The sequence below is a fragment of the Fluviispira vulneris genome (assembly GCF_014281055.1).
GTDB lineage: Bacteria > Bdellovibrionota_B > Oligoflexia > Silvanigrellales > Silvanigrellaceae > Silvanigrella > Silvanigrella vulneris.
Genome location: NZ_JACRSE010000001.1, coordinates 890,261 through 913,546 on the forward strand (window position 1 = coordinate 890,261; position 23,286 = coordinate 913,546).

Consider the following 23,286-nt stretch of genomic DNA (forward strand, 5'->3'; position numbering starts at 1 on the left):
ATTTTATTTAATAAGTTATTTCACCACTTAATTGCTTTACAGTACAGTAATGTAAAGAGTTATTTTATTTTTCATTTCGAACCTTATAATTCAAATTATATTTCAACATTAAAAAATAATAATAGATAAGGATAAGGATAAAATTTTAATTACATTTTTCGCACAGATCAGCAAAATCTTTTGCTATTAAACTCGCACCGCCCACTAAAGCACCATCAATATCAGGGCAAGCCATATAATCACTCACGTTATTGAGCTTGACACTCCCACCATAAAGTATTTGGAGACGTGAACTTGTTTCAGGATTAAAGTATGATGCTAGAACTTCCCGAATATATGCATGAGCCTCTTGAGCTTCTACAGGAGAAGCCGCTTTGCCTGTGCCAATCGCCCAAACTGGTTCATAGGCAATGGAAAGAAGAGGTGAGGAAGGATCCGATCCGATAAATTCACTTGCACCACGAATACCTGACGCATTGAGGGCATCTTCGATCTGAGTTTTTAAAACCTTTTTCAGCTCACCTTTTTCACGCTCTGCAAGAGTTTCTCCAATACACAAAACAGCTTTCATACCTGAACGAATGAGCGCACCTACGCGTTTTCCAGCTGTTTCATTGCTTTCAGCGAACATTTGTCTACGTTCACTGTGAGCCACTAGACTTCCATTGATGCGAATGCTTTTGAGCATAGAAGATGAGACTTCACCTGTAAAAGCACCTTCATTTGCCCAGTGCGCATTTTGCGCAAATAAAGTAACAGAGTTCTGGGTTTTACGTGCAAGCTCGGCAAGAAAAACACTTGGCGCAGCAATGCCAACTTCAATATTTAAATTTTTAGCTACAATTAATGTTGCTAAATCAGAAAAATCAGCACTCGCTTGTGCTGCATTCTTATACATTTTCCAATTGCCAATTACTATTTTTTTACGCTTTGAAACCATAATCAACTCCAATAACATTTTAAAAACACTCTTTTTCTTAAAAAGAGTGCAAAATTATTTTGTTCTTAAAACACGAATTCCAGGGAGTTCTTTGCCTTCAAGAAGTTCCATGCTCGCTCCACCGCCAGTAGAAACATGTGTTACTTTGTCTTGCATTTTGAATTTAACTATAGCAGCAGCAGAATCGCCTCCACCCACAATTGTTGTGCCTTCACATTCTGCCATTGCTTGTGCTACAGCTTTTGTTCCCTTTGCAAAGGAATCAAATTCGAAAACACCCATAGGGCCATTCCAAACAACGACATTGCTCTTTTCAATTACACTTGCAAATAATTCGGATGTACGCGGGCCGATATCTAGTCCCATTAATCCATCTGGAATATCAACAGCCCCAACAGGAACAGGTGTTACATTTTCAGAAAATTCCGCTCCACACAGATGATCTTCTGGTAAATAAATTTTCACATTACGCTTTTCTGCTGCTTTAAATATTTCTTCAACAAGAGCGAATTTATCGGATTCTACTCTTGAATTACCAACATTTTTGCCTTTACATTTTAAAAATGTATAAGCCATAGCTCCACCAATGATCATATTATTTGCAATTGTAGTGAATTTACGCAGGATATCAATTTTGTCGGAAACTTTTGAACCGCCAAATACAGCTGTAACTGGAGCTTTTGGCGCACGGAAAGCATCTTCAAGAAATTTCATTTCCTTTTCGATCAGAAAACCAGCTGCTCTTTTTTCCAACGGAAAGCATTCTGGCACGGCAACCATAGATGCATCCGCTCTGTGACATGTTCCAAAAGCATCGTTGACATAATAATCTGCGCTACGCGCTAATTTATTGGCAAAACTTTCATTTCCTGCTTGCTCTTCTTTATGAAAACGTAAATTTTCTAATAGAATAATTTGTTTTGGTTTTAAATCATAGACAATTTTTGAAAAACCATCTTCAGTATAATCATGCGCAAGAATAACATCTATGTTAAGAAGTTCTGCCAAACGTGAGCCAACTGGTGAAAGAGAAAATTCCTCCTCAAAACCAATACCCTTTGGGCGTCCCAAGTGGGAACAAGCAATTATTTTCGCATTTTTTTCTAGCAACCACTTAATGGTAGGAAGTGCTGCTTGTATACGAGTGTCATCGCTTATTTTTCCGTGCTTTATTGGAACATTTAAATCAAGACGTAAAAAAACAACAGGGTTAGAATTTTCTTCAAATTTAAGATCTTCGAGTGTACGAATACGATTTGCCATTGGCGAGCCCCTTTCCATGAGTCGATGTAGCCCAATTCAATGGAAAGTAAAGATCTCTTGGAGGGCTTTGTCAAACAGTTGAGAAAATGCTTTGCTTATGCGACAACACGACTTCAAGAGGAACCCGAAATGATGGGAAAACCTTTGTTAAAAACTAAACACGATGGGAGAGTGTAATGACTCAACACGATGTATTTGAAAAAGATCAAAATATTTATTCAATTATCTTGTGTGGCGGCTCAGGCACACGCCTCTGGCCACTCTCACGTAAATCGTTTCCAAAACAGTTTTTAACCTTGGGTGGTGCAAAAAAATCACTGCTCGAACTCTCTATTGAGCGCATAAAAAATATTTCACCTATCAGCAGACGCTGGCTTGTCACAGCTAAAGGACAAGAAAATCTGTGCACAAATCAAGTTTCAAACCAAATTGCCAAAATGATTATTGAACCCGAAGCACGCAACACAGCCCCAGCAATTGCATTGAGCGCTTGGCGTCTTATGCAAGAAGATCCTGAAGCAATCATGGTTATCTTATCGTCAGACCATGCCATTCAAAATATCCGTTCCTTCGAACAAACTATTTCCGATGCAATTCAACTCGCTAAAAATAATTTTTTTGTCACTGTTGGCATTCAACCAACCTATCCTGCAACTGGATTTGGTTATATAGAGCAAGGACTTCCTTTGGATAAAGATGGAAATATTCTCTCTCCACAAAAATTAACTGAAGTCACCGCTACAGGTTATAGCGTGCGCAGTTTTCGGGAAAAACCCAATCAAGCTGCTGCGGAACAATTTTTACGCACAAAAAAATATCTTTGGAATGCAGGAATATTTGTTTGGAAAACAAAAACTTTTTGGAATGCATTTTCCCATATTCAACCTGAAACTGCCGCATTAATTGAATCTATTAATAATGATAATCTAAATGAAATATATGGAAAAATAGAAAACTCTCCCATCGATATAGCATTTATTGAACAAACGAGTCACGTCGCATGTATCCCAGCAAATTTTGATTGGAATGATGTTGGTTCTTGGTCTGCCGTGCGTGAATGTTTTGAACAAGACAGCCAAGGTAACACACTCTCAGGGGAAATCTTTACTCATGAAACAAAAAATAGCGTAATCCATACAACAGGGCCATTTGTTTCTGTAGTTGGTATGGAAAATGTTGCTGTTATAGCTACAAATGATGCTGTTTTAGTCATGCCTCTTGCCCGCAGTCAAGATGTTAAAAAAGTCGTGCAACACCTTGAACAAAAAAACACAAAGTTACTTTAATTAATTTTCTGGAGACAATATGAGCAAACTTCTATTAGAAGCAGCTAAAGGAAACAAAACTAAAAAGACACCACTTTGGCTTATGCGACAAGCGGGTCGTTACCTTCCAGAATACCGTGAAATTCGAAAAAAATATAACACATTAACTATGTTCAAAACACCGAGTATTGCAGCAGAAATAACTTTACAACCCTTAAAAAGATTTAATCTTCAAGGTGCAATATTATACGCAGACATATTACTTATTCCCGATGCTATGGGTTTACAATTATCATTTGTTGAAAAAGAAGGACCACGCTATGCAAAAACTATTCGCAGTAGTGATGATCTTAAAAACATTTTACCTGCTGCAGAAAATGTAGAGGAACTCATAGAAAAATTAAGTTATGTCGGTGAAACAGTTGAAAGAGTAAAACCCCACTTATCTAAAGAAACAACTATGCTGGGTTTTGCAGGCGCTCCATTTACAGTGGCAAGTTATATGATTGAAGGCGGCAGTGCAAAAGGGGAATTTTTTGAAAGCAAAAAACTCATGTTTAACGAACCTGAGACATTTCATCGCCTCATGCAATTGCTGACAACGGCAACCATTGCTTATTTGAAAATGCAAATACACGCAGGGGTAGAAGCAATTCAGTTGTTTGAAAGTTGGTCGGGCGCTCTTACACCGGATCAGTATAGAGAATTTTGCCTTCCCTATACAAAACGAATTGTCGATGAAATCAAACCACTCGTTCCTGTGATCAATTTCTTCGGCCAAGGAGCTGGACTTGCAGAGGAAGCCCTCTCAATCCAGTCCAATGTTTACAGTGTTGATTGGCGCCAAGATTTATACAAAGTCTCTAAGCATTTTACCGGCAGTGGTATTGCCCTTCAAGGAAACCTCGATCCTTTGCTATTATATGGTCCGCAAAAACTCTTAAAAGAAAAATTAATTCATTGCTTAGAAATTGGCTCTCGCCATCCACATGGTTATATATTTAATTTAGGCCATGGCTGTACACAGCACACTCCAGTTGAAAATATTGAATATCTTGTACAACTTGTTAATGAATTTAGAGCTTAAAATTATAAAAAACAAAAGAAATTTCAATAAAAACAATATTTATTATAATATATTTTAATATTTTAGATATAAAAAAAATTTTTATGACTTGAGTGGATTTTTAATTTGCCTAAGGTTAAAAGCAATGTGATAATGATTATCATTTTCATGCTAAATATCGTTTGTAGGTATAACAAATGGAAAATGCTCTGAGATATAAAAACTATCAGTATTTTATTGGAGGAAGTTTTTTCACGCTTTTGGGGGATTACATTGGCTTTGCTGCGCTCAATTGGGTGATATGGACACACACTGCTTCTGAATTAAATCTTGGAATTATAAATTTCATAAGATTATTACCTGCACTCTTTATCGGTTTTGTAGGCGGCTCACTCGCAGATAAATACAATCAAAAAAAATTATTGATACTTATTTACTTATCCATTGCATTTTTTAATTTTGCTCTTTTTTTCATCGTACTCAATAAAAATATAAATATTATCTTAATAGGTTTTATAGTTGGCCTAAGAGGACTTTTTGTCGAGATGGAACCCTCAGTGCGAAACGCCCTTCTCCCGCACTTAATAGAAAAAGAAGCGATTTGCAGCGCTGTTTCTATTTATACTTCAGTTCTTAATATCACTGCTATTCTAGGACCAGCTCTTGCAGGCATCGCTTTGGCAAAAATGGATTCTGGATTCTTATTTCTTTTTCAATTTTTAGGACAGATACTCGTAATTATTTCTTTATTTTTTATCAAAAATATTCAAGAAAATTCATCCGTAAATATTCTTGAAAAAAATACAAAAAAATCAAATTATAGCGATGTGTTTTTATATTTAAAAGCACATCCAGACTTACTCTGCATTTTATTTGCAGGATGCATTCTCATGTTTTTTTTATTTCCATATATTGGATTAATGCCTGCATTTGTAAATGCCTCAACAAATATGGGACCTGAAATATATGGAAGATTTCTTATGATATCAGCTCTCGGTACTATACTCGGATCAAGTTTAATTAGTCTTTTAAGAAAAAAAATCCAGGTTCTGTTTATTCTCTCGACTGCTGCTTTGGCTTCAATCGCTATTATTTCTCTGGGAACAGCTAACCATATTTTTCTTATGTACATTTTTTTATTTTTACTCGGATTTTTGAGTCAAATATCTCGAACAGCAAATCGAGTTTATTTTCAAATAAAATCTCCCAATGAAATCCGCGGTAAATTAATAAGTCTTGTCCTCAGTGACAGAGGTTTTTTACCTTTTGGCACACTTTTAGCGGGATTTTTAGCTCACAATTTTGGAATGCCGAATACATTTATTATTTTTGGAATGTGTTCATTCTTTTTTATCATTTTATTATTTATTACTTATCAAGTAAAAGAAAGGAAAGTATCAAATGAAGCTCGTTAAAATACACCTAAAAATCTTTTTATTCATAGGATTATTTCTCTTAAACTTTAAAACCTTTGCTAAACCAGAAGAAATTAAGCGTATAAAAGATGAAATTTCTGCTCTCAATTTCAAAATTCCGCCCAAAAGAATCGTTACTTTAAGTGTGACGGGAATGGAAATATTAGATGTTCTAGGAGTTAAGCCTGTTGGTATTATTATCACCGCAGCAGGCTCCGTTCCAGACTATTTAAGTCCTGAATTTCAAAAGATACCAATTGTTGGAAAGATTTCTCATCCAAGCCTAGAGCGAATTAATGAACTCAAACCAGATCTTATATTAATAGATAGAGTTTATGAAGAGCAAAGAGATATAATTACTAAACTCACTAAAATTGCACCTGTACTAAATTTTAGACCGGATACATATTCAGAAACTTTAAGTTACTTAAATATATTTGCTGAACTTTTGCAAAAGCAAAACGCTGCTAAAAAATATCAAGATAAATTTAAAAGTAAATTAAAAGAAGTTAAACTTGTGAATCAAAAAAAGTCAAAATCTGTTTTGGCAATATATGTACCTAATAACAAAATCTGGGCTTGGACGGGGGAATCATTTATTGCAAATTTGATTGGTGAAATTGGAGTCGATTATGCTTATAAAGGAGAAGGTAATAAAGATTATCCTGATCTTATTGAGCTCAGCGCAGAGAATATTCTCAAAATAAATCCAGATAATATAATTGTTTTTGATGATCCTGGAAAAAATATTCTAAATTTTCTAGAAAAAAATCCTATTTGGAAAAATTTAAGTGCAGTGAAAAATAAAAATGTTGTTGTTGTTGAACGAGAAAGAGGATCTCGCAGTAAAGGCCCTTTGGCAACATTATATATTACAGAAAATATGGCTGATTTTATCAAATGAACTCACTTTTATTTAAAAACATTTTTTCATTTTTTCTACTATTGCTTTTCCTATTTATTGCGATGCTATTGAGTTTAGCTTTTGGAAGTGTGCATATAGAATTTTCGCGTGTGTGGAAATATTTATTTCAGAATAATAGCGACATGGATTCAATCATAATCAACACTCTGCGTTTACCGCGCACAGCACTTGCTGCTCTGATAGGGGCTAATTTAGCCGTCGCAGGTGCTCTTATGCAATGCCTTACACGCAATCCTTTAGCGGAGGCAAAAATCATGGGAGTGTCCGCAGGAGCATCACTTGTTTTTGTCTTAATTTCATTTTTCCAATTGACCATATCCCAGAATTTAATGACTTTATTTATTTTTATGGGAGCTGCAATAGGAGGTGGTTTTGTTTATCTTATTTCGATAACAAAACGTCAATCAATTGGTAAATTAGTTCTCGCCGGCGTTTCCATCAGCAGTTTTCTCTATGCTCTCAGTACTGGAATGCTGATTTCCTTAGGAGAAAATGCAGGCATGATTTACGCATGGCTTGCTGGTGGATTGGCAGGTGTCACTTGGGAACATTTATCACAAATATTCCCATGGTCATTCTGTGCTTTAGCGAGTGCATTTATTTTTTCCCATTTTATGAATGCTTATTCTCTAGGTGACGACATAGCAAAATCTTTAGGTCTAAATCTATGGAAAATCCGCACGATCCTTTGTGTACTTATCATTATTTTAGCTGGAGCATCAGTAAGTGTCTCAGGAGCAATCGGTTTTATTGGTTTGATTGTTCCACATATAGTTAGAAAACTCATATCCGATGATTATAAAATAATGCTCCCATTTTGCGCTATTTTTGGAGCTTTTTTGCTTGTTTTATCTGACCTTATTGCACGTGTTATATTAAAACCTATTGAAATACCTGTAGGAGTCATAACTGCATTTTTAGGTTGCCCTTTCTTTTTATATTTGATTAGAAAACATGGAGATAAGGCGGCATAAAATATGATGACAGCATTTACAAAAAATATTCTTGCACAAACTAAACAAATCTCTCTTTTTTTATTTCTCTTAATTGCTTTAGTAATTTTTATTCTCTTTAGCAGTTTTGTAGGAGATGTTAAAATAAATATTTCCCATTTATTTCCAGACATTATTAACAATTATTTGGGAAATACTATTTTATTTGAATACCGGCTTCCACGACTCTTAATTGGAGCTTGTGCTGGCGCTCAGTTCGCTATTGCTGGTGCAATATTACAATCTGTCACTAAAAATCAACTCGCTGCACCGAATATCATTGGTATCAACTCTGGAGCTAGTTTTTTTTCGGTATTATCTCTACTCGTTTTTAGCAATACAAGTTTTTTTATTCTACCTATTGCAGCATTTTTAGGAGCTATATTCTCTAGTATTTTAGTTTATATTTTCGCATTTAAAAATGGAATAACACCTTTGCGATTAATTTTATCTGGTATTGGAATCGATGCTTTTTTCCAAGCATGTACAACATTTATCTTAGTAAATAATACCAATGAAGTTGGCTCAATCTATATGTGGCTCTCGGGCAGTCTATGGGGAAAAGAATGGAATGAATTTTATTTTCTTCTTCCATGCACTTTTATCGGATCTTTTCTAGCTATTATTTTATCACAGAGAATAAATATTTTAACTTTAAGTGATGAAATAATAATTGGTCTGGGAGTGAATATAAATTTATCTCGCATTATTTTATTAGCTCTTGCTATTTTTCTTTCATCGAGTGCCGTTTGCGTTGTTGGCCCGATTGGTTTTGTCGGATTAATTATTCCTCACATAATGCGTAAATTATTTGATTATGATTACAAAATAATTATTCCATTTTCTGCCCTTGGAGGAGCATTTCTCGTTATTATCTCTGACACAATTGGCCGAACGATTTTTGCCCCACACGAAGTTCCTGCAGGACTTATAGCAACATTAATCGGCTCTCCCTATTTTATATATTTGCTTCTTAAAGAAAGGTATTAAAAGAATTATGTCTGAAATATATTGCGAAAATTTATGCATTTCCTATTCTCAAAAAGAAATTTTACATAATTTAAATATTAAAATTAGAAAAAATAAAATAACCGCACTCGTTGGCAGCAACGGTTCAGGAAAATCAACTTTATTAAAAACGATAGCGCGGATCATTATGCCTTCCAGTGGGACTGTTTATTTAGATGGAAAATCCATCCATAGCTGTTCAAGCCAAGAAGTTGCAAAGATCTTAGCCATTTTGCCACAATCACCTGAAGCTCCCCAGGAGTTTACTGTTGAGCGACTTGTGCAATATGGAAGATTTCCACGCCAATCTTTTTTTGGATCTTTAAGTCCAAAAGATTATAATGCTATTGATTGGGCACTTAATGTAACAGATATGCAAGAACTCAGACAAAAACGTTTGAGCGATTTATCGGGAGGTCAAAAACAACGAGCTTGGATCGCCATGGCTCTTGCACAGGAAGGAGAATACTTATTTTTAGATGAGCCTACGACTTATTTAGATATGCGCCATCAAATTGAAGTATTAAATATTCTTGAAAATCTGAATCGAACTCAGAAAAAAACCATAGTGATGGTCGTGCATGACATTAATCATGCTGCAAAAATCGCAGATCATATTATTGCGATAAAAAATGGAAAAATTCTAACTGAAGGAAACATTCAACAAATACTAGATGAAAAAATAATTGAAGATATTTTTGGTGTTAAAGGACTTATAATAAGCAATAGAATCGATAATACCCCTCTCTTTTTTCCACTTGAGGTGTCATATGTTTGAAGAAATTGCCAAACAAGCCATTTTAAATAGATTATTTCAAGCTATTATTCGTGAAAAAATAATTCAAAATGATAAAATATCTTACCCAAATAAAAATCGAATAGCAGTAAAGCTTTCACAAAATAAAGAATTATATGCTGAAATAAATCCTTATGCATCATTTGAAAGATTCGATCTTACGAGCACAATCACTCTAATTGATAAAAATGAAACAAAAGAAATTTCTCATCCTTGCGATCTTCTTCAACTCTTTCAAGAAGAGTGGCTCGCAGAAAACAATGATTCAGAAGATATTTTCATGCGTTTTAAAAATGAAATAGAGAATAGTGTTTCGAACATGATATTAGCACAGATGTCATTTGAAATGAATAAATATAAATTTTCGCATAAGAATAATAAACGAATCACATCATCTCTGGATTGGGTCTTAATTGAACGTGAAAAAGATCCTAATTTTAGCCCTATGGCCTTTTACGAACAATGTGTCATAAAAGGCCATCCTCTTCATCCAGGCGCAAAAACTCGTATGGGTTTAAATTTAGAAGAACTCATTGCTTATTCGCCAGAATGGCGAAAAATTGTGCCGTTAAAAATGCTAGCTGTTCACAAAGATTATTGTAAAGTAACATTAATCGAGTTTACCCATTTCAGAGATTTACTCTTAGCAGACTATCCTAATTTTTCCGATAAAATATTAATAGAAGCAGAAAAAAACAATATTGATTTTCAAAACTATGAACTGATACCTGTTCACCCATGGCAATATAAACATACCATTAAAGTTCTATTTAAGCATTATCTTTCAGAAAAAATAATTGTTCCTTTAAACTCAATTGAAATCCCTGCACGTTCATTAGTTTCTTTTCGTTCATTTGCTCCTGAAAATACAGATATGATTAAACGGTTTCATATAAAAACAGCAATAAATATTTTGACCACAAGCGATGTGCGCACAATTTCTCCCCGCTCGACCCAAAGTGGTCCACTTATTTCACAAATACTGAAAACAATTCAATTGAGTCTTCCCGATTTCTTATGTGGTAAATTTAAAATTCAAGGCGAAATATCAGGAATTTATTTCGAGGAAAAATCGACTTTGGTCGATTCCTCTGTCAGAGACTCACTTGGAAGAAATTTAAGTTGCCTTATGCGGGAAAATCCAGAGAAAAATTTATCGGTTAATGAAATATGTATGCCTGCAGCTGCACTGCTTGAAATCTCTCCTATTAGTGAAAAATTAATTTTAACTGAGCTAATTGAACAATTTGCAAATACTGAAAATAATTCTTCACTTTATATTGCTGCCCTAGAGTTTTTTAAAAAATATATCTCTATATCTATTCCATCTCTATTAACCCTTATGAGTAAATACGGCATTAGCCTCGAAGCACATCTACAAAATAGCACTCCTATTTTCAAAAAAGGAGTTCCTCATTGCCTATTAGTAAGAGATTTTGCTGATATAAGAATTTCACAAGAGCGACTTGAAAGGCAAAATTATTTTCTCAATCTCACCATAAAAAACTCTCTTATATTTTGCAAAAATGATTCTTATTTACATAAGAATATATTTTATTCATTTTTCCAAAGTCATATTGGGGAAATTATTATTGCAATACGCAAAGAATTCAATATTGATGAAAAATTACTTTGGAATTATGTGAAAGAACTGTGTCAAAATACTTTTGCTGAATTAAAAAAAGATCCTATTATTGCGGACCAAGTCACGAAAGATGAAAAATTTCTTTTCCAAGAAAATATTCAATTAAAAGCTTTAACCCTTATGCGTTTAAAAGGGGAGTTGACAGAATATTATTTCGTTAATATAGCCAATCCAATCCCCTAACATAAAACTTCTTTTTTAGAAAAAAATCAGAGTTGATTTTTTTCTACTATTTATCAGATATTGTTTTAGATATATTGTTTTTATTTTGCAAAAATTGCTTCTCTCTCCGATGAACAAGTTCATTGACAACTGAAGCACAACAAATATTACCCCAAGTGTTCACCATCGTACGAAACCGATCTAAAATTCGATCAAGAGGTAACAAAAGTGTGATTGAAGACACTGGAATATTTACAGCACGTAATACTGTTACCATCGTGATCAAACCACTTTCAGGCACACCGGCAGCTCCCATACCTGCAACAATAGATGTCACAAAAATAATAATTTGATGACTTAAAGAAAGCTCTAAACCCAAAATTTGTGCAAAGAAAATAGCTGCAGAAGCTTCATACATCACTGTACTGCCTAAATTAATCGTTGCAGTAAAAGGCATGACAAAACGGTTGACATCATCACGTACTTTTTCTTTTTCTGCTGCATCCATAGCTAAAGGTAAAGTGGCAAGCGAACTTGAAGTTCCAAATGCAGTCACAAGTGCGGCGGATGAGCTTTTAGAAAATTGTTTTAATGCCCTTCTCGCTACAAACTTTACGGCTAACAATTGCCAACCTATCTGTAGGCAAAGACCTGCACCGAAGACCAAGACAAACATAGCAAGGCCTTTAATATCTTGCATGAGGTGACCTTCTTGGACAGATTGTGCCACTCCTGTTCCCAGCAAAGAAAAAATACCGAGCGGACTTAATAAGATAACCCAAGTGATCATTTTTATAAAAACATTGCGAATCCCAGTAAAGAAAACAGAAACAGATTTTGCTGAATCTCCACAGGATGCACAAGCCACTGCAAATGCCAAACCAAATAAAACCACAGGCATAATTTCTAATTTAACCGCAGCTTCTAAAATATTCTGAGGAAAAAGACTCGTAATAAAAATTTCAAAAGTCATTGGGGTATTTTGTTGTAAGGTAGAATCTTTTCCGAGAATTAAGATAGGATCAATACCAACCCCAGGCTTAAATGTATTAAATAAGAAAAGCCCAATGAGCACCGCGGTACACACGCTTGTAAGTATGTATAAAAACGTATACATCCCAATAGAGCCAAGCTTTTTTAAACTTCCCATGGAAGTCACTGCGCTGACTAAAGCGGAAAAAATAAGAGGAAGAACAAGCATTTTGAGCATATTAAAAAAGACTTCACCAATCCAACGAATGGATATCATAAACTCTGGAAACAGAGTTCCCATAAAAAAACCTAAAATCACTGACAAAAATATAAGTATTGTGTTGATATTTTTAAAATTCAAAAACTTTTTTTTGTCCTGTATGACCATAAAACCAATCCTCTTCATAAAATCAAAAATGGGAGCAGACAATATGATTATTTTTGCAAAAGTACAGTTCAATAAATCAATTTTAAACTTTTTTTATTTCAATATTTAAAAAATAAATTAAATATACTTACATAATATCAAATAGATATTGTAGAGTGAAAAAGTTCGAAGTGGTTTTATCCAAAACAATTATTTGACACACATCAAATGCGAGGACGATTCATGAAAGAAATCCAGAAAATTCAAAAACGAAGTGAAGTAAAAACAGAAGAGACTTGGAATTTAACTGATCTTTTTCAAGATTTCAGCCATTGGACTAATGAATTTAATAAATTACCCAGTGAAGATGATTTAGAAAAACTCATAGAAAGTAAATATAAAAACAAACTTTCTCAATCTCCTGAAATTATTTATGATTGCTTAAAGTGTAGAGATGAATTGAGCCTTCGTCTCGAAAATTTATTTGTTTATGCATCTCTCCGTAACACAGAAGATGTAAAAAATACTGAATCAAGTGAAGCAGTGGGTAAAATTGAAATTAAGCATTCTGGATTGATGTCTAAATTTGCTTTCTTAGAACCAGAATTATTAAAAATATCCCAGATTAACGAATGGATTAAAATTGAACCTTTAAAAACTTATCAATTTAAAATAATGGAGCTAATTAGAAAAAAACCTCATATATTAACTGAACAAGAAGAAAGTCTATTAGCAAAATTATCTGTTTCCTTAAATATTTTTGATGAAATTCATAGTAAATGGAACAATGCCGATCTTAAATTTTCAAACGCACTTGATAGCAATGGCAAAGAACATATTGTTTCAAACTCACGTTACTCTCTCAACTTACAGGCAAAAGACCGTGTATTAAGAAAAAATACATACAATTCATATAACAGTGAAATTTGCAAATGGCGTAACACAATTACATCCAACTACTATGGGAATATGTTATCTGGTTCCACTGTAGCTAAAGTAAGAAAATTTTCAGGATATTTAGAAGCTGAACTTTTTGATGATGCTATTCCTGTAAGCTTATATGATGGCTTAATAGATGCTATTAAAAAAAATATTTCTTTGCTCCATCGTAGCATGAAGTTGCGCAAGAAATTATTGAAAATTGATGCTGTCCAACCTTATGATAGAGCTGTTTCTTTATTTGAAAGTAAAGAAGAAGTTACTTTTACATGGGAGGAAGGTAGAGATATTGTACTTAAAGCTATAGCACCTCTCGGAGAAGAGTATGTTGCAATAGCTACCCAAGGTCTGACTCAGGATAGATGGGTTGATAGAGCAGAAAATGAAGGAAAAAGATCTGGAGCTTTTTCTTGGGGCACCTATACTTCTCGACCATATATGCTGCAAACTTGGACTGGTACTTTAAGTGATGTCTATACCCTAGCACATGAATTAGGCCACTCGATGCATTCCTATTACAGTCATAAGCACCAACCTTATCATAATGCAAATTATACAATATTCGTTGCAGAAGTCGCCAGCACATTGAATGAAGCTCTCTTAAGTGACTATATTTTAACTCATATGAAGGATTCAGACCTTGCAAAATCCGTTCTGTCTGAAAACATAGAAAACTTTGAGGGAACTGTTTTACGTCAAGTTTTATTTGCTGCATTTGAGCGAGAGGCATCTTTAATTGCAGATAAAGAAGAATCGTTTACTCCGGACACACTTGAAGAAATTTATTTAAATTTGAATAAATTTTGGTATGGAAGTGAGTGTGAATATCCTGAGTATGTAAAGCATGAGTGGATGCGTATCCCTCATTTTTATTCCGCTTTTTATGTTTATAAATATGCCACCAGCTACTGCGCTTCACTTGCCCTTTCTGAAAATCTTCGCACTGACAAAGAAAAAACTAGAGAAAAAATCTTTAGCTTTTTAAAGGCTGGAGGATCTAAATCTCCACTTGATATTTTAAAAGATGCAGGAATAGACTTCTTAAATTCTGATCCCGTGGCAAATGCATTTGAGAATTATAAACGTAACATAGAATTAGCGGAAAAAACTTTTAGTTAATTTCATACACATTTAAAAAAATTATCACTATATCTTGAGATCCTTGTACATTCTGTTTAGTTGTTCTATATAGTCCCCGAGTGGAAAATCACACTACTCGGAATTATTGCAGTTTTTGAATTCAATTTTCTAAATTTAAAACGAAGGCAGAAAGACTATGATGGAACAAAATAAATACGTAAAAAATGTTTCGGCAAGCAGTGATTTTCTTAAAAAATGGCATCCTAATGCACCTGACATTTGTATCGTTTTAGGATCTGGTCTTTCAAACGCTATACCCAATATTTCTGAAATGAAATCTATCCATTTCTCTGAAATTCCTGGCTTTAAAGCAGCACATGTTGCTGGCCATGCAGGAGATCTTCGCGTTGGTGAGATAGAAGTTCAACTGCCTGATGGGACTCATAAAAAACGGCAAATTGCGTTTTTGAGAGGACGCAATCACGGTTATGAAGGCAATAATGCTGGAGAAGTCGTTCATAATGTCAGAAGCATGATATCTTGGGGGGTTAAAGGAATTATATTGACAAACGCAGCTGGCTGTTTGAATACCAACTGGGAATTGGGAAGGATGATGATTATTTCAGATCACATCAACTCAACTGGAATGAGCCCACTCAATGGCGAATTTGGCGAAGGTTTTGGTGCTCGTTTTGTTGATATGACCTCCTGTTACACTCCGGCATGGCAAAAGCAATTTGAATACACTGCAAATGCTTTAGGTCATAAAATATACAATGGAGTTTATTTTGGCGTCATGGGATCTCAATATGAAACACCAGCAGAAATTCGTATGATGCAAACGATGGGTGCACACTCCGTTGGTATGAGCACTGTTCTTGAAGCCATTGCAGCTCGTCAACTCGGCGTAAAAATTGCAGGTATCAGTTGTCTCACAAACTACGGAGCTGGCCTAAAGCACCAAACTCTCGATCACTCCGATGTCATGGATATGGGCTCGCTATTTTCCCAAGATATGGCCAATATCGTCCTCAAAACCGCAGTTGCGCTTGAGGTTTAGTCTAATTATAGCGGGGCTTTGTAAATGCAAATTCAAGTAAACAACACTCTTATGAATGTTAAAGTCTTATTTAGCGAGTCTGATATACGTGAAAGAATTAAACAATTATCAGAACAAATCAACCATGACTATGGCACAGAAAATACATTAGTTATATTGATTGTCCTACACGGAGCTCTTATTTTTGCGTCCGATCTCGTTAGAAATTTAGCAATGCCAACTGAAATAGAAACTGTGCGCATAAAAAGCTATGAAGGCACGACAAGCACGGGAAATATTAATCTCGTTACCCCACTTCCTAAGGATCTCGAAGGCAAGCATATTCTTGTGATTGAAGATATAGTTGACACAGGAAGATCAATAAACTTTTTGTTAAATGAACTCCAAAAAAGCAACACAAAATCTATCAAAGTCTGTTCATTATTAGACAAGCCAGAAGCACATGAATACCCTTTAAAAGCTGATTACATTGGCTTTCAAATTGCCAAAAACTTCGTGATTGGCTATGGCCTCGACCTCGATGGCAAATACAGAAATCTTCCTTACGTAGCAGACTTAATAAAAGCTTAATTTTTAGAAATAAGGAAACAGTATCTCATAAATCAAGCTTAGCTTATTATTTAATTCGACAGTCATATTTTTGACATTTTCTGATCAACTCTTTTTTCAGCTTTGGAATAAAAAGAACACTTTTATAGTTTATTATAATTGAGAATCCAATGCAGAGTTCATATTATTTTTGTGATGGTAAAGGACTCTCAATTTTTAATGAATATTATCCGTTGAGCGAAAAGCCCGGATTATGGAGGTTTCCTATGAAACTAATTCCGATGATCGTTTCATCTGCTTTGATTTTGTCAATCTCAGGTCCATCTTTTGCTCAAAATACACAGTCTGCAGCCGCTGAACCAGCAGCTGCGCCTGCAACAAGCACTGCATCTGCAGCACAACCAGCGGCAAATGCGAGTCCAGAGGCACCAAAGAAAGAAAAGAAGAAGAAAGCTAAGAAGAATAAGAAGAAAACTGAAGAAGGTGCATCACACCAATAATTTTTTCGTTGCCAGATACAGAAGCCACTGTTTCTTTAAGGTAAAAGAAACAGTGGCTTTTTAATGACAATTTTTTGCCATCCTTTTTAAAAATCTTTTCTATATTCTTATGATATAAATATTGCTTTCCATCTCTTATATTTAAAAAGGATGCGCGCTATGAATTGTGCTTTGATTTTAAAAGTTGGCGCAAATTTAAAAGACAATCAAGGTTTGTCTCCCATTTTTAACGATGGCACTTATGAATATATCCCATCACCGCTTGAAAAAGAATTTAATAAAAATAAAAAACACAATCATAAACATTACAGTAAATTAAATTGTCAAAACGCACTGCTACACGGAATGCATTTAAGTTCTTTTGTAGACGAAGGAACAGCTCATTTTGATCCAGAATTTTATTCTTTTACTTATGGTGAGACTCGAAAAACTCATATCCCTCGTTTGAAAGAATTAAACGACGACGATCTTTTACTATTTTGCGCTTCTCTTCAGTTGTATGAAACGACTGAAGAGAGTTTTTTATTAAATGGCTCTCCCCATTTATATATTATCGGTTACTTTGTAATAGAAAATGCTATGCAAGATATTTTAGAATTAAAAGGACCTATCGAAGAAGAAAAACTGGGAAACTTTAAGACTTCTTGCAACGAACATATTATTTATAAAGATCAACACATTGTTACACCAGAGAAAAAATCACTTCTTTTGATTCAAGGAGACATTCACCGTTCCGTCTTTTTTAAAAAACCTCTCCGCATTGCAGAGGACTGCTCACCTCTGCCCAAATTCGTAAAAGACTGGAAAATGCCAAAAACAAAATTAAATGACTCCATCCGTGTTTGTCTTAATTACAGCCAAATTTTAAATGATTTAGAAAAACACGGAAAAAATAATCATTGGACAGAATGGAGTATTCCTTGATTGGGAAGAGCTGGCTAAAAAAGCGAGAGTGAGATTTTAGATCTTGTAAAATATTGTTTGCAATTTATATATTTTATAACAAGAACTATTTATTAATTTAACGGTATCCACAAATAAGTCGTGCACCATTTAATGCAGTATCATCCCCACCAACTTGGTCAGATTCAACCCGAGTTTGTATTCCTACAACAACCTGTCCTGCTGGACAAACTAAATCTTGACTCCAATTTCCAAAATTTGTTTGCACATTTGCGTATGCACTATTTCCACTGCTACAAATGAGTTTAAAATTATTTGCAGCAGTATCGTCAGCATTATCGCCTTGAGGAGATTCAATTTGAATAGCAAAGCCTATGGCTGGGCCATAACAATATGAATCATTGCTCCAAGATCCCCATTGCGCAACAGAACTGCTTACATTGGCACCGCCATTACAATGCAATGAAATACCGTTTAACCCAGTGTCATCACCTTCACCTTGATATGATTCTGATTTGAGTTTAAAGCCATCAACATATTGGCCTTGAGGACATCTATCCCAAGCTCCCCAGTCTCCCCAATAACCGTCTGTTGGAGCGTACCAGGCAGAATAATTCGGAAGTAAACTATCAGCAAATGCAATACAAGAAAAAGAAGTCATGCAAAATATAGATAATATTTTGGTGTTCATAATTGTTTCCTTAAAATCGATTGTGGTTTGAAAACTTGAACTGATTAAACCAATAAAATGTTCTTATAAAACAGAACTGTCAAAATACTGACAGTTAATAATTGTTAATTATTCTTCTAAAATTATAAATATAATTTCTATCTAAATCCATTATTTATTAATTTAAATAATGGATTTTGCAAAACACTACAAAATAAATACTTCCATCTACGGCTGTCTTAATGAAAGCCAAAGATTAGATAATTTAGAAAATCACGACAAAAAAATCACTCGACGAAAAGAAGTACTCTGCAAATATTCTTCACTTACGAGCAACAAGTAAAGAATATTTGATGTTAGAGCATGCAAAGTACTTACATCCATCTAAATATATGTTATGAATTTAACAAAATTCAAGGAGATTTTGATGGATGAACTATTTCAAAAAAGAATTAAACTCATTTCTTATATATTTATTTTGTTTTTCTCAATCAAAGCGATACTTGTGTCATGATCATTTTTCAAAGCAAGTTACTTTGGATTCCATGATTTAGGGCTTATTAGTAATTTTTTAGCAAATACAGCCTATGGTAAATTATTTGTTGTCGATGATAATAGCTTAAATCATTTATCTGTTCACTGGACTCCTACGTTGATATTAATTTCCCCTTTTTTCAGAATTTTTGAATCACAATATATAACGATTTTTTTTGGTAATATAGTTTGCTGTGCTGGGTTGATTTACTATATTTCTTATACTCTAAAAGTTATTTTTAAATCCTTCAATTCAAAATTATTAATTTCATTATTATCTTTATTTTTAATTTTTCTATTTTTAGCAAACAAATATTTAAATAAAAATTTTATTTCAGGCCATTTTGAAATTTTTTTCCTTGGATTATCAATTATAACAATCACTATGATACTTGAAAATATAAAGTTTTATTATATTTTAATACCTCTCTTTCTCGCTCTTGGCGTCAGGCAAGATATGGGGTTCTTTTTATTTTTCCAAATCTTATCTCTCTATTTTATCCCTAAAGATTTAAACACAATAAGAAACAATTCCAAAAGATATATTCCATTGTATTTAATAATCTGTGTTATATATGTGATCCTATCTTTAAAAATATTTATGCCTCTCATGGGCGCTGCAAAAGATCTTAGAGCGACAGATTTCTGGTCACAGTGGGGAAACACCTGGGGAGAAATTATTGTTTCGGTATTAAGTCAGCCACTGCTTGTATTAGAAACCTTGGCAAAAAGCGGCGCACCTGCCTTCAACGAAAGCTTTCTGTATTTAGGAATTTTTAATCCACTTCAATGGCTCTGTATTCATATTCCTGGACTTCTCCTCTTTTTAGCAAATGATACTGATAAAAATCATTTATTTTGGTATAATTCAGGTATGATGCTCCCCGGAATTTATCTGGCAACCTTTTTTGGACTTCTCAATTTAATAAAATTAATTATTAATAAATTTCCAAATTCTAATAACATTATTTCTGGTATTTTTGCGATTATTCTTTTCATCTTAATAATAAGAATGGATCGAGCTACCAACTCACCTAACTATTCATATAAAACATATGAAAAAGAAAATAATTTAAAAGCCTTTAATTCCATAAAAAAAATAATCACCCATAGCTGCCCAAAAACATCTCTTATTGTTTCTGCAGACCATCTTAGCATAGTTTTTCTCCCAAACTCAACGAAAAGATACTTATTAAAAAATTATTATAAATCTGAAATAGTCATTATTTCACTTTTAAACCCATCGCAGTTTAGCAATGATGAGGGGTATCAAAATTTTCTAAAAGAATTCAGAATTATTCGAGAGGATAAAAATTTTAATCTCTTATATAAAGATATACATTACATGGTTTTTTATAAAAAAGAAAAAAAAGTTTGTCGGATTTGAAGGTAACTCCCATTCGAAAGTAACCAAGAAAAATCGCATACAAATATTGGCTACTTAAATCCAATGGACTTAGAGTCTATTCCTGTTGTTGCTTACTACCATCATTCCAAAATAATGCGGAATCCATTAAAACCTCGTTCTCGCCATTTATAGAGTCAATGCTGCTTATTTCTCGGCAGTCAAAAATAGCAAACTCTTTTGGATTTTTTGGAAAAAATAAAGTACATCCTTTTGGAATTGAACAAGCTTCAGGATCATTTAGTAAAAATATTCTAAATTGGTGATTTGGATTTAGCGATAACGATATATTATAATCTCTTGCCAAATTTGATGCCATCATCTTTGTTGCACCTTTGCCTCTCATCCACTTTGGACAAAAACTTATTAATTTATTTTCTAAAGGCATTTTTCCTTGCATAGTAAAATCATCGTGGTACTCAGCATTTTTAAGAACTCGATTATAATTTCTTGCGCTTAATATAATGATTACAAAAGTCATTGTAATCACTAAACTATATAATAAAAATGCACCATATTTTGTTTGAATACACCAATCTTGAAATCTAGATAAATAATTTAAAAACAACGAGGCAATCATCAAAGCATAAAATGGTAATGAAATCATGAGATACGCCGCATGATTTTTGGAACTGATAACCAATGGCAATGAACTAGAAAGAGCCATTAATAAATAAAGAATTGTAGTTCGATTAAAATTAAATAATTTCAAGTTTCTAATAAACAACACTATAATAAGGCATAAAGATACAGGCAACACAATTTGTTCTAAAAGAGCTCTTAGTATTTCAAAATGAGGATCTGAAATTTCTCTATCCCCAACGAGACCTTTATAAACTTGATTTTCAAAATATAATTTGAAGAAATCAAATGATTTTTTATAAAAAATAAAAGGTAGGGATAATATTAATGTTGAAAATAAGAGTGATATTTGGCAAATAATGGCTTTTGATTTATTAGCTTTATCTAAAAAATAAAAACAAAAAAATGGGAAAACAAGCAGATATAAAGCAAAAACACCTTTTGATAAAAAACCAAGTAATAGAAAAATTGCTGATATAAATCCATAAAATATAGCTGCGTAATTTTTTTGCGCTCTACACCCATTTATAATAAATAAGGTGCCTATCATTAAAAAAACAATTAAAATATTTTCAAGTATATTATTTGCCATTGCCCAAAAAACGATAGGAGTTATAACAAAGATAAAAGCAGGTGCCCAAGAGAGATCTTTTTTGTTTGAAATATTTTTCCAAATTTTAGAGATAAGCAGTAATTGAAAGATAGCTAAGGCTAAAGCGTAGCCTTTTTCTACCCAGCGGGAATCGCCAAATATACTAAATAAAATAGATTGAATATACAATCCCAAAGGGGGATGCTCATAAAAAAAAGGGAAAATAGTTTTGGTGAAATAAGGCTCCCAAAAAGTCCCTATATTTTGTGAAAGGTTACGGGCAATTGTCGCATAAAGCACCCCATCTATAAACATTCCATGCCCAAGTAATTTTGGAAAAATCACTGCGAATAGGAAAAGAAAAGGTAAGCTAAATAATAAGTATTTCTTCTGCAAAACTTTCTTCATTTTTGAGAAATATCCCTATAAAAAAATTAATAACCATTGATCTTTATAAGCAAAATTCATAAGCGAAAGGATATTTCTCTAAACAATAATTATATAAAAAAATATTCACATTCATTTATTCACTCCAATATTTTAGAAGATATTGTTGATTTTTATAATAAATAATAAATAATATATAATAAAATACCAACTTATACCTCTTTCTATGCATGACGTAATGATCTGCCTTTCGAACCTTCGACCACAAAAAAATTACTAACTCATTTACTTTTTTATTGCAAAACGAATTATTTCATTTTTCATCCAAACTGTCTCTTAAATTCATAAAAATGACTTAACTTATAGCCTAAAAGAGAATAATTTCCAAACGAGCAACTGAAATATATATAGCTAAATTCATATTTAGATAAAAACGTTTAGTCACACTCCTTGCATATTCCACTATTTTTTTTCTAGTCTCATTTTATGTATAAGTATCAAAATCATTGTCCTTGATAAGAACAACAACAATTTTTATACAGAATGCTTGACATACATAGCTATAGTTATACAATCCTCATTTTTATAAATTTATTTAATTATAAAAATGAGGGCTCCTATGTTTATTCCAATAGAACTAGAACACAATAAAGAATGGCTCGAAAAAAAAATAATCCAGCACAATCCGTTAGCGACACTTATTCTGCGCAATGAGGAGCTTGAAGTCACATCACTTCCTGTATCTTTATCTGGCAATAAACTTTTAGGGCACCTTGCCAGAAGGAATAACATAACCAAGATCCTTACAACTGGAACACATGCACATCTGGTCTTTAATAGCCACAATAGCTATATTTCACCCACTTGGTACAGAAACAAAGATTATAATGTGCCAACATGGAATTATTGTACAATTTTAGCTAAGGTCAGAATAAATAAAATAACTGATAAAGAAGAAATTAAAACTCTTTTAGAGAAACAAGTCGCCTACTTTGAAAAAACAAATTGGTCAATGAGCAGCCTGTCTGAAGCTTTAATGAACGAAATGTTATCAGAAATAATAGGATTTGAATTTGAAATCCTCTCCCTAAAATCAAAATTTAAAATAAGTCAAAACAGAACAGATGAAGATAGAATCTCTATCATGCAAAACCTAAATGAGAAAAAAAATGAAAACTACTTAATTCATAATATTATGCAAGATTTTTATGAATTGGTGTGAGGGTGAAAATTACTTTAATTTATTCTTTACTCACTTCTTAATCGCTG

The 23,286-nt window shown here is 33.4% G+C and carries 20 protein-coding genes; 15 read left to right on the top strand and 5 right to left on the bottom strand.

The window, feature by feature from the left end:
* Positions 1-145: 145 nt before the first annotated feature.
* Together tpiA and H7355_RS03615 are read right to left on the bottom strand one after the other, a co-directional pair.
* Complete coding sequence (gene tpiA, locus H7355_RS03610) at positions 146-940, bottom strand: triose-phosphate isomerase (protein WP_186645292.1); 795 nt, start codon at positions 938-940, stop codon at positions 146-148.
* A gap of 54 nt (positions 941-994) precedes the next feature.
* Positions 995-2,203 (bottom strand): phosphoglycerate kinase, encoded by a 1,209-nt coding sequence (locus H7355_RS03615; RefSeq protein ID WP_186645294.1) that lies wholly within the window; start codon positions 2,201-2,203, stop codon positions 995-997.
* Positions 2,204-2,379: 176 nt separating this feature from the next.
* Here H7355_RS03615 and H7355_RS03620 point away from each other — a divergent pair, with 176 nt between their 5' ends.
* From H7355_RS03620 to H7355_RS03655, 8 genes are all read left to right on the top strand, one after another.
* Positions 2,380-3,489, top strand: coding sequence for a mannose-1-phosphate guanylyltransferase (locus tag H7355_RS03620; protein WP_186645296.1), 1,110 nt, complete (start codon positions 2,380-2,382; stop codon positions 3,487-3,489).
* A 19-nt stretch (positions 3,490-3,508) separates the two neighbouring features.
* Positions 3,509-4,555, top strand: a complete 1,047-nt coding sequence (hemE, locus tag H7355_RS03625; protein ID WP_186645298.1) for a uroporphyrinogen decarboxylase — start codon at positions 3,509-3,511, stop codon at positions 4,553-4,555.
* Positions 4,556-4,731: 176 nt separating this feature from the next.
* Positions 4,732-5,949 carry an MFS transporter gene (locus H7355_RS03630; RefSeq protein ID WP_186645300.1) on the top strand — a complete coding sequence of 406 codons (1,218 nt, stop codon included), beginning with the start codon at positions 4,732-4,734 and terminating at the stop codon, positions 5,947-5,949.
* Positions 5,936-6,853 (top strand): ABC transporter substrate-binding protein, encoded by a 918-nt coding sequence (locus H7355_RS03635; RefSeq protein ID WP_186645302.1) that lies wholly within the window; start codon positions 5,936-5,938, stop codon positions 6,851-6,853. The genes H7355_RS03630 and H7355_RS03635 overlap by 14 nt, the downstream gene beginning before the upstream one ends.
* A gap of 62 nt (positions 6,854-6,915) precedes the next feature.
* Positions 6,916-7,848 (top strand): FecCD family ABC transporter permease, encoded by a 933-nt coding sequence (locus H7355_RS03640; RefSeq protein ID WP_286190647.1) that lies wholly within the window; start codon positions 6,916-6,918, stop codon positions 7,846-7,848.
* A gap of 3 nt (positions 7,849-7,851) precedes the next feature.
* Positions 7,852-8,856 carry a FecCD family ABC transporter permease gene (locus tag H7355_RS03645; RefSeq protein WP_186645306.1) on the top strand — a complete coding sequence of 335 codons (1,005 nt, stop codon included), beginning with the start codon at positions 7,852-7,854 and terminating at the stop codon, positions 8,854-8,856.
* Positions 8,857-8,863: 7 nt separating this feature from the next.
* The gene (locus tag H7355_RS03650; protein ID WP_186645308.1) at positions 8,864-9,652 is read left to right on the top strand and encodes an ABC transporter ATP-binding protein; all 789 of its coding nucleotides are present in this window, start codon (positions 8,864-8,866) and stop codon (positions 9,650-9,652) included.
* A complete protein-coding gene (locus tag H7355_RS03655; RefSeq protein ID WP_186645310.1) occupies positions 9,645-11,498 on the top strand; it encodes an IucA/IucC family protein in 1,854 nt (617 codons plus the stop codon). Before H7355_RS03650 ends, H7355_RS03655 begins: the two co-directional genes overlap by 8 nt.
* Before the next feature lie 46 nt (positions 11,499-11,544).
* Here H7355_RS03655 and H7355_RS03660 read toward each other — a convergent pair whose 3' ends face one another.
* Positions 11,545-12,837: a dicarboxylate/amino acid:cation symporter gene (locus H7355_RS03660; protein WP_186645317.1), complete on the bottom strand. Its 1,293-nt coding sequence runs from the start codon at positions 12,835-12,837 to the stop codon at positions 11,545-11,547.
* A 222-nt stretch (positions 12,838-13,059) separates the two neighbouring features.
* On the opposite strand from H7355_RS03660, the gene pepF reads away from it, so the two are divergent.
* The 5 genes from pepF (at position 13,060) to H7355_RS03685 (ending at position 17,868) form a co-directional block, all read left to right on the top strand.
* Positions 13,060-14,874, top strand: coding sequence for an oligoendopeptidase F (pepF, locus tag H7355_RS03665; RefSeq protein WP_186645319.1), 1,815 nt, complete (start codon positions 13,060-13,062; stop codon positions 14,872-14,874).
* A gap of 157 nt (positions 14,875-15,031) precedes the next feature.
* Positions 15,032-15,895: a purine-nucleoside phosphorylase gene (locus H7355_RS03670; RefSeq protein WP_186645321.1), complete on the top strand. Its 864-nt coding sequence runs from the start codon at positions 15,032-15,034 to the stop codon at positions 15,893-15,895.
* A 24-nt stretch (positions 15,896-15,919) separates the two neighbouring features.
* Positions 15,920-16,465: a hypoxanthine phosphoribosyltransferase gene (hpt, locus tag H7355_RS03675; RefSeq protein WP_186645323.1), complete on the top strand. Its 546-nt coding sequence runs from the start codon at positions 15,920-15,922 to the stop codon at positions 16,463-16,465.
* A gap of 245 nt (positions 16,466-16,710) precedes the next feature.
* Positions 16,711-16,944, top strand: coding sequence for a hypothetical protein (locus H7355_RS03680; protein WP_222435650.1), 234 nt, complete (start codon positions 16,711-16,713; stop codon positions 16,942-16,944).
* 159 nt (positions 16,945-17,103) lie between these two features.
* On the top strand, positions 17,104-17,868 hold the full coding sequence (locus tag H7355_RS03685; protein ID WP_186645325.1) for an Nmad3 family putative nucleotide modification protein: 765 nt from the start codon (positions 17,104-17,106) through the stop codon (positions 17,866-17,868).
* A gap of 97 nt (positions 17,869-17,965) precedes the next feature.
* Here H7355_RS03685 and H7355_RS03690 read toward each other — a convergent pair whose 3' ends face one another.
* Entirely contained in the window at positions 17,966-18,538 is a 573-nt protein-coding gene (locus tag H7355_RS03690; RefSeq protein WP_186645327.1) for a hypothetical protein, read from the bottom strand.
* A 970-nt stretch (positions 18,539-19,508) separates the two neighbouring features.
* On the opposite strand from H7355_RS03690, the gene H7355_RS03695 reads away from it, so the two are divergent.
* Positions 19,509-20,438, top strand: a complete 930-nt coding sequence (locus H7355_RS03695; RefSeq protein WP_186645329.1) for a DUF2079 domain-containing protein — start codon at positions 19,509-19,511, stop codon at positions 20,436-20,438.
* A 76-nt stretch (positions 20,439-20,514) separates the two neighbouring features.
* On the opposite strand, the gene H7355_RS03700 is transcribed toward H7355_RS03695, so the two are convergent.
* Complete coding sequence (locus H7355_RS03700; protein ID WP_186645331.1) at positions 20,515-22,038, bottom strand: ArnT family glycosyltransferase; 1,524 nt, start codon at positions 22,036-22,038, stop codon at positions 20,515-20,517.
* Between the two features lie 598 nt (positions 22,039-22,636).
* Here H7355_RS03700 and H7355_RS03705 point away from each other — a divergent pair.
* Positions 22,637-23,239, top strand: a complete 603-nt coding sequence (locus H7355_RS03705; protein WP_186645333.1) for an FMN-binding negative transcriptional regulator — start codon at positions 22,637-22,639, stop codon at positions 23,237-23,239.
* The last annotated feature ends 47 nt before the right edge of the window (positions 23,240-23,286 follow it).

Bases quoted from the DNA above. Each gene is read 5' to 3' on its own strand.
- H7355_RS03660 (WP_186645317.1), bottom strand. From the start codon at position 12,837: ATGGTCATACAGGACAAAAAAAAGTTTTTGAATTTTAAAAATATCAAC.
- H7355_RS03655 (WP_186645310.1), top strand. From the start codon at position 9,645: ATGTTTGAAGAAATTGCCAAACAAGCCATTTTAAATAGATTATTTCAA.
- H7355_RS03700 (WP_186645331.1), bottom strand. From the start codon at position 22,038: ATGAAGAAAGTTTTGCAGAAGAAATACTTATTATTTAGCTTACCTTTT.
- H7355_RS03705 (WP_186645333.1), top strand. From the start codon at position 22,637: ATGTTTATTCCAATAGAACTAGAACACAATAAAGAATGGCTCGAAAAA.
- H7355_RS03690 (WP_186645327.1), bottom strand. From the start codon at position 18,538: ATGAACACCAAAATATTATCTATATTTTGCATGACTTCTTTTTCTTGT.
- H7355_RS03630 (WP_186645300.1), top strand. From the start codon at position 4,732: ATGGAAAATGCTCTGAGATATAAAAACTATCAGTATTTTATTGGAGGA.
- H7355_RS03685 (WP_186645325.1), top strand. From the start codon at position 17,104: ATGAATTGTGCTTTGATTTTAAAAGTTGGCGCAAATTTAAAAGACAAT.
- pepF (WP_186645319.1), top strand. From the start codon at position 13,060: ATGAAAGAAATCCAGAAAATTCAAAAACGAAGTGAAGTAAAAACAGAA.
- H7355_RS03635 (WP_186645302.1), top strand. From the start codon at position 5,936: ATGAAGCTCGTTAAAATACACCTAAAAATCTTTTTATTCATAGGATTA.
- H7355_RS03620 (WP_186645296.1), top strand. From the start codon at position 2,380: ATGACTCAACACGATGTATTTGAAAAAGATCAAAATATTTATTCAATT.
- hpt (WP_186645323.1), top strand. From the start codon at position 15,920: ATGCAAATTCAAGTAAACAACACTCTTATGAATGTTAAAGTCTTATTT.
- H7355_RS03680 (WP_222435650.1), top strand. From the start codon at position 16,711: ATGAAACTAATTCCGATGATCGTTTCATCTGCTTTGATTTTGTCAATC.
- tpiA (WP_186645292.1), bottom strand. From the start codon at position 940: ATGGTTTCAAAGCGTAAAAAAATAGTAATTGGCAATTGGAAAATGTAT.
- H7355_RS03650 (WP_186645308.1), top strand. From the start codon at position 8,864: ATGTCTGAAATATATTGCGAAAATTTATGCATTTCCTATTCTCAAAAA.
- H7355_RS03615 (WP_186645294.1), bottom strand. From the start codon at position 2,203: ATGGCAAATCGTATTCGTACACTCGAAGATCTTAAATTTGAAGAAAAT.
- H7355_RS03670 (WP_186645321.1), top strand. From the start codon at position 15,032: ATGATGGAACAAAATAAATACGTAAAAAATGTTTCGGCAAGCAGTGAT.
- H7355_RS03695 (WP_186645329.1), top strand. From the start codon at position 19,509: ATGGGGTTCTTTTTATTTTTCCAAATCTTATCTCTCTATTTTATCCCT.
- hemE (WP_186645298.1), top strand. From the start codon at position 3,509: ATGAGCAAACTTCTATTAGAAGCAGCTAAAGGAAACAAAACTAAAAAG.
- H7355_RS03640 (WP_286190647.1), top strand. From the start codon at position 6,916: ATGCTATTGAGTTTAGCTTTTGGAAGTGTGCATATAGAATTTTCGCGT.
- H7355_RS03645 (WP_186645306.1), top strand. From the start codon at position 7,852: ATGATGACAGCATTTACAAAAAATATTCTTGCACAAACTAAACAAATC.